7 protein-coding genes are annotated in these 12,848 nt (G+C 66.3%); 4 read left to right on the top strand and 3 right to left on the bottom strand.

Translation table 11 applies throughout. The features are described from left to right. Nucleotides 1–207 precede the first annotated feature (207 nt). A complete protein-coding gene (locus CBW50_RS10770; RefSeq protein WP_086145535.1) occupies nucleotides 208–582 on the top strand; it encodes a hypothetical protein in 375 nt (124 codons plus the stop codon). Here the strand turns inward: CBW50_RS10770 and CBW50_RS10765 are convergent, their stop codons facing one another. Beyond that, nucleotides 583–3,627, bottom strand: a complete 3,045-nt coding sequence (locus tag CBW50_RS10765; RefSeq protein ID WP_226936311.1) for a CHASE domain-containing protein — start codon at nucleotides 3,625–3,627, stop codon at nucleotides 583–585. A 242-nt stretch (nucleotides 3,628–3,869) separates the two neighbouring features. Here CBW50_RS10765 and CBW50_RS10760 point away from each other — a divergent pair, with 242 nt between their 5' ends. Continuing rightward, the gene (locus tag CBW50_RS10760; RefSeq protein WP_086145534.1) at nucleotides 3,870–4,553 is read left to right on the top strand and encodes an AraC family transcriptional regulator; all 684 of its coding nucleotides are present in this window, start codon (nucleotides 3,870–3,872) and stop codon (nucleotides 4,551–4,553) included. Between the two features lie 8 nt (nucleotides 4,554–4,561). Here CBW50_RS10760 and CBW50_RS10755 read toward each other — a convergent pair whose 3' ends face one another. Further along, the gene (locus CBW50_RS10755; protein WP_086145533.1) at nucleotides 4,562–5,455 is read right to left on the bottom strand and encodes a sterol desaturase family protein; all 894 of its coding nucleotides are present in this window, start codon (nucleotides 5,453–5,455) and stop codon (nucleotides 4,562–4,564) included. Nucleotides 5,456–5,534: 79 nt separating this feature from the next. Continuing rightward, nucleotides 5,535–6,248 carry a 7-cyano-7-deazaguanine synthase QueC gene (queC, locus tag CBW50_RS10750; RefSeq protein WP_086145532.1) on the bottom strand — a complete coding sequence of 238 codons (714 nt, stop codon included), beginning with the start codon at nucleotides 6,246–6,248 and terminating at the stop codon, nucleotides 5,535–5,537. A 223-nt stretch (nucleotides 6,249–6,471) separates the two neighbouring features. On the opposite strand from queC, the gene CBW50_RS10745 reads away from it, so the two are divergent. Together CBW50_RS10745 and CBW50_RS10740 are read left to right on the top strand one after the other, a co-directional pair. Then, complete coding sequence (locus tag CBW50_RS10745) at nucleotides 6,472–8,382, top strand: autotransporter assembly complex family protein (protein ID WP_086145531.1); 1,911 nt, start codon at nucleotides 6,472–6,474, stop codon at nucleotides 8,380–8,382. Next, on the top strand, nucleotides 8,382–12,806 hold the full coding sequence (locus CBW50_RS10740) for a translocation/assembly module TamB domain-containing protein (RefSeq protein ID WP_086145530.1): 4,425 nt from the start codon (nucleotides 8,382–8,384) through the stop codon (nucleotides 12,804–12,806). Before CBW50_RS10745 ends, CBW50_RS10740 begins: the two co-directional genes overlap by 1 nt. Nucleotides 12,807–12,848: the final 42 nt, after the last annotated feature.

Below are 12,848 nucleotides of genomic sequence, written 5' to 3'. Positions count from 1 at the left end.
CCCTCCTTGCGAGACTGAGGTATTCAGTATAGGACGGCTTGCGCGTATTACAAGAAAAGAAATCTTGTTGCAGATCAGTGTTTTTTGCCCGTACAGACCTTCCATACCGCGAAAATGACGGCCTGTCGCACGCCGCTGGCCGCGCCTGCCGCGCGCCGCTACAGTGTGAGCATGCAGTACCCAGTCACCCATCCACAGAGGCCCATCATGAAAAAATTGCTCACCTTCGCCCTCATCGTCATGCTTGCCTGTCTGTTCCTCGACAAGATAGCCGGCAGCGACATGCACATGGCGTTCAACGGCGACGAGATCGACGGTCCGCTGGAGTGGCTGTTCGGCCTCGTGTTTGCCGGCGGCGGCCTGCTGATCGCGGCCATCGCGGTGGTGTGCGCCGCCGTCGTCACGGGGGTCGTGCTGGCCGGCGTGGGCGTGGTGCTGGTGGCCGGCGTGGCCTTCTGCGTGGTGCTGGCCCTGGCGCTGAGCACGCCCGTGCTGCTGCCGCTGCTGATCCCCGTGGCCATTGTCTGGTACATCGTCAGCCGCAACCGCAAGCAGGCGCAGGCGCGCCAGCACAGCCTGTAGTCACTGGGCCATGAACTTGCTGAGCACGCCGTCGCCGCCGCCGTCATTCTGCTCGATGCGGTTGCGCCCGCCCCGCTTGGCCCGGTACAGCGCCTCGTCGGCGCGCGCCAGCACGGCGTCGCAATCGGCATCGGTGCCGGCCATGGCGGCCATGCCGATGCTCACCGTAATGGTGATCACTATGCCGCCGTCGATGGTCAGCGAACTTTCCGCCACGCGCCGGCGCAGCCGTTCGGCAAACACGGCCGCCGCCGCCAGATCGGTGCCCGGCAACAAGATGGCAAATTCCTCGCCGCCCACGCGGCCCGGCACGTCGACCTTGCGCAGCGCCTGGCACATCAGCGCACCCAGGTGACGCAGCACGGCATCGCCCACGGCGTGGCCATGCTCATCGTTGACGCGCTTGAAATGATCAATATCTAGCATCAGCACGCTGGCGCAGCTGGCCAGCTCGCGCTGCAGCCGCGCATGCTCGTTTTCCAGCGCCGCCATGAACTGGCGCCGGTTCGGCAGGCCGGTCAGGAAATCCGTCGTCGCCAGCTGCAGCAGTTCCGCATTCATGCGCTTGCGTTCGGTGATGTCGAGCGAGGACACCATGATGAAGTCCAGGCTGTCCGCATGGCCGGGCATGACCAGCAGGCTCAGCTCATTTTGCCGCGCCGCGCCGTCCAGGCGCACGAAGCTGCTCTCGCATTCGTACAGGTGGGCGCCGCCGGCCAGCGCCAGCAGGGCGTCGCCAAAACGGGGCAAGGCGCTGTCGTCGAAATTCTGCGCCAGGCCCAGGGCGCCGCGGCGCTGGTCTTCCTCGTTGGCGCGCACCTGCGCCAGCGCCGCGCCATTCGCGTCGATGATGCGCACCAGTCCCGCCAGCCGTTTCAGCTCTTCCGGATGGGCCTGGAAATGCGCGCCCAGGTCGCCCGTCTCCGCTTGCTCCAGGGCATCGAGCGCGGCGCGCACGGCCGACCAGTCCTGTTCCCACAGGGCAACGGGCGCATGGTCGTACAGGCTGCGGAAACGCGCTTCGCCGGCGCGCAGGGCCAGCGCCACCTGCGCCTGCTCGATGGCCATGCCGGCCAGGTGCGCCGCCTCGCCCAGGCGCGCCAGGTGCGCGGCGCTGGGCAGCGCGGGCTGGCGGTGATACGCCATCAGCACGCCCAGCAGCTTGCCCGAACCGCCGCGCACGGGCTCGGCCCAGCACGATTGCAGCTGGGCCCGCCAAGCCAGCTCCATCGTCTGCTGCGCATCCGCATCGCCGTGCAGGTCGGCCACGATCACGCGCTGGCCGCCGCGCACGGCTTGCGCCGCGATGCCATGCACGCCCTGCAGGGTATCGAGGTCATGGCCGTGGCTGGACAGGTTGAAGAATGCGGGCAAGCCCGGCGCCGCCCCCAGCACCAGCCGGTGGCGGCTCTCGTCGAGCAGCAGGATGCTGCACAGCATGGCCGGATGGTCGGCCTGCACGCTGAGCACCACGCTTTCCAGCACCCGTTCCAGCGGCGCGCCCGTGGCCAGCATTTCCAGTACCTGGCGCCGCGTGTGTTCGCGCCGCTCCATCTGGCTGCGCTCGCTGATGTCGCGGAAGGTCCACAGCCGTGCCTGCTCATTGCCCAACTGCATGCTGCGCACGTACTGCTCGATCACCCGGCCATCGCGCAAATGCAGCACGTCGCGCCGCTCGCGATGGCCTTGCGGCGCATGCGCGCGCGCCGCCAGGAACGGCGCCGCCTGCTCCAGCTGGCTTCCGACGTGGTGCACGAGCGCATCGCCGTCCGCTTGCCAGTCGAGCGCGTCGGGCACCTGCCACAGGTCGCGGAAGCGCCGGTTCGAGGTGAAGATGCGGCCGTTGACGTTATCGACCAGGATGCCGTCGATGGTGGAATCGAGGATATTGCGCAGCATGGCCTGGCTGCGCTGCGCTGCCTCGGCCATCGCCAGCACGCTGGCCTGGCCCTGCTCGAGCTGCCCGGCCAGCTCGCTGGCGCGCGCCAATGCCGCCTGCGCGCGGGCCCGTCCCGCCGCCAGCAGCCAGGCCGCCAGCGCCAGCACCAGGCTGGCCAGCACGCCGGTCCAGGCCACCACGCGGGGCCGCGCCAGCATCTCGCCGTCGAAGCCGGGCATGGCGCGCACGCGCAGGCTCCAGGCATGGCCGGCGATGGTGATCGCCTGCTGCGCCGCCAGGGTGGAAGAAGCGCCGGCCGACTGCGCGCCCGGCAGGCTGTCATACATCAGGGCCGCCTCGGCCAGCTGCGCGCCGTCATAGATTTCCAGGTCCAGCTGGCGCGAACCCTCGCCGCCCACGCCCGCCATCAGGTCGCCCATGCGAAATGGGGCAAACACCCAGGCGCGCAGGGCGGCGCGCCGCTGCTCTACAGTGCCCTGCGGCAAGCCATTCTCATACACGGGCAGCACGATCAGAAAGCCATACACTTCAGCATTGCCGCCATCCTGCACCAGGCGGATCTTGCCCGTCATGGCGGCCTGCCCCGTGTCGCGCGCCTGCTCCAGCGCGGCGCGGCGCACGGGTTCGGACAGGATGTCGTAACCAAACGCCAGCAGGTTGCTGTCGCTCAAAGGTTCCAGATAGGTGATGGGCGCATGCCATGGCCGCTGGCCGGGCGGGCGCACGGCATAGCCGGGATAGCCTTGCGCGCGCACCTGGGCCTCGTGCCGCGCCAGCTTGCCGCCCGCCAGCAGCGGCAGGTAGCCGATGCCGTGGATGCCGGGAAAATGCCGGTCCACCTGCTGCACCGCCAGGTAGGCATGAAATTCGCTGCGCGTGACTTCCTGCGAGCTCGCATACAGGCCCTGTACCCCATGCAGCACCTGGATATAGGTCTGCATGCGGCCCACGATGCTGCCCACCAGTTCGCGCACGCGGAAATCGAAATCGGCCTGTACCTGCTGCTCGCTGGCGTCGTCGGCATTGTGCCAGGCGCCGTAGGTCAGTCCCAGGCACAGGGCCAGCACCAGCGCGGCAAACAGGCGCGGCCCTATCCACTGCGACACTGGCCTGGAAAACCACGACGGGAACACGCGTGTATGCATGACGGGCTCATCAAACCACCTCGGGGCCGCAGGCTGGCAGCGGGCTGCACGACTACCATCGGTAGTCGATGAGAATGATAGTACGTTACAGCGGGCGGGCTGGCAATGCTGTATTTTGTGTTAAAAAGACCACACATTTCATGCGAGAAATTATGTATGCCCGCAGAAAATTCGATGCCATGGGAACCATCGCTCGCCTGCTGTTATGATCGCCCCGCCGATCCATCAACAGGGAGTTTCGTTTGCAACAAGCCAGCTGGCAGGGAAGCTTGTGGCTGGCGCCGGATTTTGCCATCCTGCATGGCGCAGCGGGCGCCACGGACAGCCACGCCCATTACGCGCACCAGCTGATGCTGAGCACGGGTGCGCCCTTCACGGCGCAGCGCGACGGCGTCGTCCACACGGCGCGGCACTTGCTGGTCGACAGCCTGCGCCCGCACGCCATCGTGGCCGCGCCGTCGCCCATGCTGACCATCTATGCGGAACCGCAGCGCCTGGGCGGCGCGGCCCTGCTGGCGGCGGCCGGCGGCGCAGACGCGCCCACGCCGGACGGCATCGCCGCCGCATTGCAGGCGCAGCCGCGCCTGGCCCTGGCCGACGCGCGCGTGCAGCGGGCGCTGGACCGGGTCGATGCGCTGCTGTCGGGCAAAGTCAGCGCGGCCGCCGTGGCCGAAGCGGCACACTTGTCGCTGAGCCAGCTGGAACGCCTGTTCAGCGCCCAGCTGGGCTTGCCCGTGCGGCGGCTGGTGCTGTGGCGCCGCTTGCGCCTGGCCATCCGTTTCATCTTGCTCGGCAGTAGCCTGACGGAGGCGGCCCACGGCGCCGGCTTTGCCGACGCCGCGCATTTTTCGCGCACCATGCGCAGCCTGTTCGGCGTGCGCGCCGACCGCAGCTTGCGCCAGCTCAAGGTCACGCTGCTCGATTGACCTGTCGCTCAAGCCCCCTTGCGCAAGCCGGCCGGCAGCTCGGGCGCGCGCACGCCCTCTTCCGCGCGGAACGGTTCGAGCAATTGCGGCAGGTAGGCCACGGGATAGTCGGGACGGCTGCCGATGCCCAGGTCCTCGCCCCGCATGCGGTAGCCCGGTGCATCGAAACGCGTGCCCAGCATCCGGTCCCAGCAGGTAAAAAACAGGCCGAAATTCACGTCGCCGGCCGTGCCGTACTTCATGTGGTGGAAACGGTGCAGCGGCGCCCAGGCGAACACATGGCGCAGCCATCCCATGCGCATGTCGACATTCGCATGCTGCAGCAACAGCTCGATGGCCACGGCAAACGCCAGCACGGCCATGACACGCTCCGGGATGCCTAGCAGCAGCAAGGGCAGCATGCCGCCCGCCGCTTCCAGCAGCAGATGCAGCGGGTGTTTCATCCAGCCATTGAAACCGTACAGACGCTGCACGCTGTGGTGCACGGCATGCAGTTTCCACAGAAAATAATAGCGGTGGCTCAGGTAATGCACGAGCGTGATGCCGCAATCGGCGATGACGATGGCCAGCAGCAGCTGCGCCCAGAACGGCCAGGCGCCGGGCCAGAACGGCCCCAGCGCCAGGTGCCCCGCCAGCAGGGGAAAGGCCGCCAGGCCCAACAGGTACAGCGCCTCGTTGACGAGCGCGTGGACGGCATCGCGCCAGCCGTCGCCTTGGGCGTGGTTCCACGCGCCATCGTAGGGAAGATAACGTTCCGCAAGAAACGAGGTGAGCAGGGCCAGCAGCAGCAAGGGCGGCAAGACCCAGAGGGAATGTTGTCTAACAGCAATTAACCAGCTGGCGGCGCCGATGAAGCCGGCCCAGAACACGGGGCCGTACAGCGCGGCAAAGACGGATGTCATGGCAAGATGCTCCTGTGGCAAAAACCACAGCATGGCTGGTTCCCCTGCCGCGCCGCTTGAAGAAACGGCGCAAAATTCCTTACTTGGCGGCCTTCCTCGCCGCGTACTGCTGGTAGCCGTTGGCGCGCAAGGCGCAGGCGGGGCAAGTGCCGCAGCCATAGCCCCAGTCGTGCAATTGGCCCCGTTCGCCCAGGTAGCAGGTGTGCGTGCCGCTGCGGATCAGGTCGACCAGCGGCTGGCCGCCCAGGTCTTCCGCCAGGTCCCAGCTTTGCGCCTTGTCCAGCCACATCAGCGGCGTTTCCAGCTTCAGGCGCGTGTTCATGCCCAGGTTCAGGGCCACTTGCAGCGCTTTCATCGTGTCGTCGCGGCAATCCGGGTAGCCGGAAAAATCCGTCTCGCACATGCCGCCCACCAGCACCGTCAAGCCGCGGCGGTAGGCCACGGTGGCGGCCACCGTCATGAACAGCAAGTTGCGTCCAGGCACGAACGTGTTCGGCAAGCCGTTTTCCTGCATGACGATCTCGACGTTCTGCGTCATGGCCGTATCGGAAATGGCGGAAATCAGCGACAGGTCGATCATGTGGTCGGGACCCAGGCGGCTGTCCCATTCGGGCGAGTGCCGGCGCATCTGCTCGAGCACGCCGGGACGCACGGTCAGCTCGATCGCATGGCGCTGTCCATAGTCAAAGCCGATAGTTTCCACGCGGTTATAGTGCTTCAAGGCCCAGGCCAGGCAGGTGGTGGAATCTTGCCCACCGCTAAAGAGCACCAGTGCGGAGTCAGTTGCTAGCATAATTTCTTTCTTTTCAATTTTATTCTGTTGCAATCGTGCGCGGGGAAACGTGATTCCCGGCGCAAAAAATACTTATTCGTCCGCCATCAGTTTACCTATTCCGGTAACATGCAGTCAGCATTTACTCATCTGGAGCACCATGTTTTCTGCACGACCCATACGGCACACAGCTGCCGGCAAGGCGATACGACCACGAATTTTGGCACAAGTGGTGACAAAAGTAATGGGTCAACTGACACTGGCCGCCGCCGGCAGCGCCATCCTGCTGTTTCCCGCCGCCCATGCGGCCGCGCAGGAAGGCACGCAAGAGAGCGCGCAAGACGCCGCCGCAGAGAGCAGCGCCGCCACGGAGGCGGCGACCGCCACGCTGCAGTATGAAGTCAAGGTGAACGCGCCCGGCGACCTCGATGAGTTGCTGGAAAAGAACCTGGACCTGGAACGCTTCCGCGGCAACCCGCGCATGGACCGCGAGCAATTGCAGCGCCTCGTGCGCGATACGCCCGAGCAAGCCAAAAACCTCATCGCCACGGCCGGCTATTACACGCCCGTCGTCACGGTGCGCGTCGATACGACGGGCGCCAAACCCGTCGTCATCGTCGACGTCGAGCCGGGCCAGCCCGTGACCGTCGACAAGGTCGAGCTGGAATTGCGCGGCTTCGACCCCACGCCGCCGCTGGCCGCCTCCGAGCCTTTCGATACGGAAGCCTTGAAACGCAGCTGGCCGCTGAAATCGGGCAGCGTGTTCCGCCAGGCGGAATGGGAGTCCGCCAAGCGCGCGCTGCTGCGCGAAGTGGTGCAGACGCGTTATCCGCGCGCCCAGCTGGTCGATACGCAAGCCGTGGTCGACCCGGAAACGCACAAGGTCTCCTTGCTGGTGGTGCTCGACAGCGGCCCCGAGCTGCGCTTCGGCGAGCTGCGCATCGAAGGCTTGAAGCGCTACGATGCCAGCATCATCCGCAACCTCGACAAGATACGCCCGGGCGACTACTACAGCGAGTCGGCGCTGCAATCGTTCCAGGCGCGCCTGCAGGACACGGGCTACTTTGCCAGCGTGGAAGTGAGTGCCGACATGAGCAGCATCCTGGGCGAGCAGATCGAGGCGGGCCAGGAAAGCCAGCAAGCCGAGGCCGCAGGTGCCGCGCCAGAAGCCAGGGCCGCCAGCCGCGGCCCCGCGCCGCTGCTGCCGCTGGTCGTGCGCGTGACGGAAAACAAGCAACAGAACGTCAGCGCCGGTCTCGGTTTCAGTACGAACACGGGCAATCGCGCCCAGCTCAACTATGACAACCTGAACGTGTGGGGCACGCGCTTCAAGAGCGCGATCACCATGGAAACGAAAAAACAGGCGGCGCACGCCAATTTTTACTTTCCCACCACCGAGCGCGGCTACAACGACAGCGCGGGCGCCTCGTTCGAGCGCAGCGACATTTCCAATGAAATCACGGCCGTCACCACCATCTCGGCCAAGCGCAACTGGGGCGGCACCAACCTCGAACGCAGCCTGACGTTCGAGTTCCTCAGCGAAGACAAGACCGTCGTCGGCCTGGAGCAGACGCGCAGCAAGAGCTTGCCGCTGACCTATGCCATCACCAAGCGCAGCCTGGACAGCCTGCTGTTCCCCACCAGGGGCTACGTCATCAACGCCCAGGTGGGCGGCGCCCTGCTGCCCGTGCTGACGGACGAGCGCTTCGTGCGCGTGGCCGGCAAGGCCGTGTATTACCGTCCGCTCGGTGAAAAGGGCGAGCTGATCGTGCGCGGCGAAATGGGCGCGCTGGGCTCGAAGGAAAAACGCGGCGTGCCGGCCGTTTACCTGTTCCGCGCAGGCGGCGACCAGTCGGTGCGCGGCTACGGCTACCAGGAACTGGGCGTGAAGGAAGGCGACGCCACCATCGGCGGGCGCTATATGCTCACCGGCAGCGCCGAATACCAGTACTGGTTCAAGCCGAAGTGGGCCATTGCCGCCTTCTATGACGCCGGCAACGCGGCCGACACGGTCAAAACGGCCATGACGCCGAAATCCGGTTACGGCCTGGGCGGGCGCTACAAGAGCCCCGTCGGCCCCATCAATGTCGACGTGGCGTATGGCCACGCCGTCCACGCCTACCGTTTGCACTTTTCTCTGGGATTCACTTTCTGATGTCCGATATTTCTACCGAGTCCCACGACGCCGCGCCGCCACCGCCGGCGAAAAAACCGCGCCGCTGGGTGCGCTACGTGCTGATCGCCGTTGCCAGCCTGGCCGTGCTGCTGGGCGCCGCCTTCTGGTTCCTGGGGCGCGAATCGACCTTGCAGATGCTGGTGCAAAAAGTGGCCAGCGCCAGCGGCGGCGACATCGCGGTGTCGGGCGTATCCGGCTCGCTGTACAACCGCATGCACCTGGGCCACGTCAGCTACCGCAGCAAGACGCAGCACATCACGGCCGACAACATCGACATCAACTGGTCGCCGTTCCAGTTCTTCTCGGAAGGCATCGCCATCAGCGAACTGCATGTGGCCAGCCTGTCCGTGGCAAGCACGGCGCCGTCCGAGGAACCGTCGACCATGCCCGCCAGCCTGGCCGCGCCCTTTAAAATCGGCATTGCCGACGCGCGCCTGGACAAGGTGACCCTCGTCAGCGCGGGCGGCAACACGGTGTTTGAAAAGATCCATTTCACCCTGTCGGGCGACAAGTCGCAATGGCAGCTGGAAGACGCCTCGGCCGTCACGCCGTTCGGCCAGGCCACGGCCAGCGCGACGATTGCCGCCACGCAGCCGTTCAAACTGTCAGGCAAGGCGGCCTTGACGCAGATCAACCCTGCCGCCGGTGAAAAACCGGCCGCCCTCGCCCTGCAACTGGGCGGCGACTTGAACCTGCTCAACGTCACGGCCAAGGGCAGCGCGGGCGCGGCCACGGCCGACGCCCGGCTGGCGCTGGCGCCGTTCGACCCCGTCATCATCCTGCGCTCGGCCAGCATCCGTGGCCGCAACATCAATCCGGGCAAGTTCGACGCCACCATGCCGCAGGCGGACCTGAGCCTGGAACTCGATGCCGCCATCGATACCCGGCCGGCCAGGCAAACCGTATCGGGCAAGCTGGCCATCCTCAACCACGCCACGCCGGGCCCCATCGACCAGCAAAAGCTGCCGCTGCGCCAGTTCGAGGCGCGCCTGGGCGGCACCCTGACGGCCACGACCTTGGAATCGGCCATCATCGATTTCGGCAACGCGGGCAAGTTCACGGGCGGCGGCAAGCTCAACCGCGACGCCGCCGACGCGCCCATCGGCACGGCGCAGCTGGCCTTGCACACGGACAAGATCGACTTGCAGCACATGTACAGCAGCATCAACAGCACCAAGATCGCCGGCGATATCGTGCTCGACAGCGACGGCAAGACGCAAACCCTGCGCGCAACACTGGGCGAAGCCAAGCTGCGCCTGGACGTGGAAGCGACGCTTGCCGATTCCCTCGTGCAATTGCGCAAGGCCACCTTGCAGGCAGGCAAAAGCAGCGTCAACGCGACGGGCCAGATCAGCCTCAAGGATGAGCAACCGTTCAAGGCCGTGGCCAGCGCCAGCCGCCTCAATCCCGCCGACTTCGGCGCCTTCCCCGTGGCCGACCTGAACCTCGACGTGCGCGCCAACGGCCATGTGGCGCCCCAGTGGCTGGCGAATGCGGACGTTACCGTGCGCCCCAGCAAGCTGCTCGACCAGCCTTTGTCGGGCAAGGGCAAGCTGACGGCCGATGCGGCCCATTTCAGCGGCATCGACGTGCAATTGGCGCTGGGCAAGAACAACATGACGGCCAAGGGCAACTTTGGCGGCGCCGGCGAAAAGCTGAACTGGAATGTCGATGCGCGCCAGCTGTCCGCGCTGCAGGGCGACTTGCTGGGCACGGTGCTGGCCAGCGGCGTGCTGCAGGGCACACTGCAGCAGCCGCGCACGAGCTTTGTGGCCGACGCGAAAGGACTGGGCCTCGCCAGCGGCAAGCGCCCGGCAGCGGACAGCGCCATCCACGCCAGCGGCGACGTGGGCTTGACGGGGCCGAAGCAGCAGGCGGCATTGAAAATGACGGGTTCCTTGCAAAAGATCAACCCGGCCGCGTTTGGCGCATCCCTGCCCAACGGCAACGTCAACGCGGACTTCAACGGCAGCGGACGCTTGACGAGCGACTGGCAAGTGGCCCTCAACCTGGCCCTGCGCGAATCGACCCTGCAAAACGCGCCGCTGGCCGGCTACGCCAAATTGTCCGCCAACGCGCAACGCATCGACAGCGTCGATACGGAATTGCGCCTGGGGCCGAACAGCCTGCTGGCCAAGGGCGCGCTGGGCGGCGCCACCGACAAGCTGACGTGGAAGCTCGACGCGCCGCAACTGTCGACCCTGGGCCCCCGCTTTGCCGGCGTGCTGCATGCGGCCGGTTCCGTCTCGGGCAAGATGGACGCGCCCGCCGCGCAGCTGACGCTCGATGGCAAGGACCTGACCTTCTTTGGCGACCAGCAATTGAAAGCCGTGAAAGGCAGCGCCAGCGTGGGCGCCGGCCAGGGCGCGCTCGATCCCATGGTCAGCAGCCTGGAGATCACGGGCTACGCCACGCCCACCTTCAAGCTGGCCAGCGCCCGCCTGGGCACGACGGGCACGCGCGGCAGCCATACGGTCAGTTTGACGGCGCGCAATGACGATTTCGATGCCACAGTGCAAGTCAAGGGCAGCCAGAGCGGCGCCGCCTGGACGGGCACGATCGACAGCCTGCAAAACAAGGGCCGCTATGCGCTCGTGCTGCAGGCGCCCGTGCCCGTGAAGGTGGCGGGAGCGGCCGGCAGCGGCGTGGCGGGCCTGGGCCAGCCCGAGCAGATCAGCGTGGGCAATACCGTCATCAAATTGCCGGCAGGCAGCTTCACCATGCAAAGCCTCGTCAAGAACGGCCCCCGCTGGACCAGTTCCGGCCAGGCGGCCGGCGTGGCCCTGACCTATCTGGCGCAAGTCATTCCTTCGCTGCAGGCCAATGCGCGCAGCGACCTGACCCTGGGCGCGCAATGGTCGCTCGACATGCAGGTGCCGACGGCGAAACAGAAAGATCCCTCGCTGGCCGGCATGCTGCACGTCTACCGCGAAAAAGGCGACGTGACGGTGGGCGTGGAACAGCCGCTGGCGCTGGGCTTGCGCACCTTCGATGCGCGCGTGGATGTCGCCAACCAGCAGCTGCGCCTGGCCGTGAAACTCGACGGCGCGCGCGCGGGCCAGAGCGATATCAATGCCACCGTGCAAATGCTGGGCGGGCGCATCAGCAACGACAGCGCCCTGTCGCTGACGGGCACCACGAATATCGATTCGTTGGCGTGGCTGGCGCCGCTGACGGGCCAGCCGGGCCTGGAACTGGGCGGCGCCCTGAAAGTGGCGCTGTCCGGCAGCGGCACCATCGGCGCGCCGCAATTGAATGGCGACATCAACGGCAGCAAGCTGCTGGTGAACTGGGCCGACCAGGGCTTGAAATTGCGCAATGGCGTGCTGCAAGCCAAGCTGGCCGGCGATCAGCTGCAATTGCAGCGCCTGAGCTTTGACGGCGGCGACGGCAAGGTGCAGGCCGATGGCTGGGTACGCTTTGCGAATGGCGAAGCGAGCCTGGAACTGAAACTGCTGGCCGACCGCCTGCAGGCGCTGTCGCGTCCCGACCGCACCCTGGTGCTGTCGGGCAACAGCACCCTGGTGCGCAACGACAAGCGCTTCAGCTTCGAGGGCAAGTTCAAGGCCAACCGCGCGCTGATCGAACTGGCGCCGCAGGATACCCCCACGCAAAGCAGCGACGTGGTGGTGCTGGGCAAGGAAGCCAAGGGCGGCAAGGAAGCGCCGTCGCTGCCCCTGAATATCGACCTCGAGTTTGACCTCGGCAACAACTTCCACCTGCGCGGCATGGGGCTCGACGCCGACCTGGCGGGCAATGTGCGCGCCCGCGTCATCAACCGCGCCGCGCCGCGCGTGACGGGCAGCATCAAGGTTGTCACAGGTCAATACGCAGCCTACGGCCAGAAACTGTCGATCGAACGGGGCCTGATCGCCTTCACGGGCGCCTACGACAACCCCTCGCTGAATATCCTGGCCGTGCGCAAGCGTCCCGAAGGCGAGGCCCTGTCGGAAACGAATGTGGAAGCGGGCGTGGAAGTGCGCGGCACGGCCCAGGCGCCGACGGCCAAGCTGGTGTCCACGCCAAGCGTGTCGGACAGCGACAAGCTGGCCTGGCTGATCCTGGGCCACGGCGCGGAAACGGCGGCCGGCGATGAAATGGCGCTCTTGACGACGGCCGCAGGCGCCCTCTTCGGCGGCTCCGGCGGCGGCTTGCAGGGCAAGCTGGCCAATTCGCTGGGCCTCGACGAAGTGGGCCTGTCGCAGGCGCAAGGACTGGAAAGCACGGTCGTCACCGTCGGCAAGCGGCTGTCGTCGCGCGCCTACCTGACGTTCGAGCAGGGCACGAGCACGGCGACGAGCCTGGTCAAGCTGCGCTACAAGCTGAACCGCCGCATCACCCTGCAATTCCAGACCGGCACCAATAATGCGCTGGACGTCCTTTACACGTGGGCGTTTGATTGATGCATTGATTGATTCAACGCAAGCGAAAAACACAAAGGGCGC

Origin of the sequence: Janthinobacterium sp. GW458P, assembly GCF_002127585.1 — a bacterium.
Lineage (GTDB): Bacteria > Pseudomonadota > Gammaproteobacteria > Burkholderiales > Burkholderiaceae_D > Janthinobacterium.
The sequence above is the reverse complement of the archived record's forward strand: the minus strand, read 5'-3'. Positions and strand labels throughout refer to the sequence as shown.

Excerpts from the sequence above, each read along its gene's own strand:
- CBW50_RS10770 (WP_086145535.1), top strand. The coding sequence starts at position 208 with ATGAAAAAATTGCTCACCTTCGCCCTCATCGTCATGCTTGCCTGTCTG.
- CBW50_RS10765 (WP_226936311.1), bottom strand. The coding sequence starts at position 3,627 with ATGCATACACGCGTGTTCCCGTCGTGGTTTTCCAGGCCAGTGTCGCAG.
- CBW50_RS10755 (WP_086145533.1), bottom strand. The coding sequence starts at position 5,455 with ATGACATCCGTCTTTGCCGCGCTGTACGGCCCCGTGTTCTGGGCCGGC.
- queC (WP_086145532.1), bottom strand. The coding sequence starts at position 6,248 with ATGCTAGCAACTGACTCCGCACTGGTGCTCTTTAGCGGTGGGCAAGAT.
- CBW50_RS10745 (WP_086145531.1), top strand. The coding sequence starts at position 6,472 with ATGGGTCAACTGACACTGGCCGCCGCCGGCAGCGCCATCCTGCTGTTT.
- CBW50_RS10740 (WP_086145530.1), top strand. The coding sequence starts at position 8,382 with ATGTCCGATATTTCTACCGAGTCCCACGACGCCGCGCCGCCACCGCCG.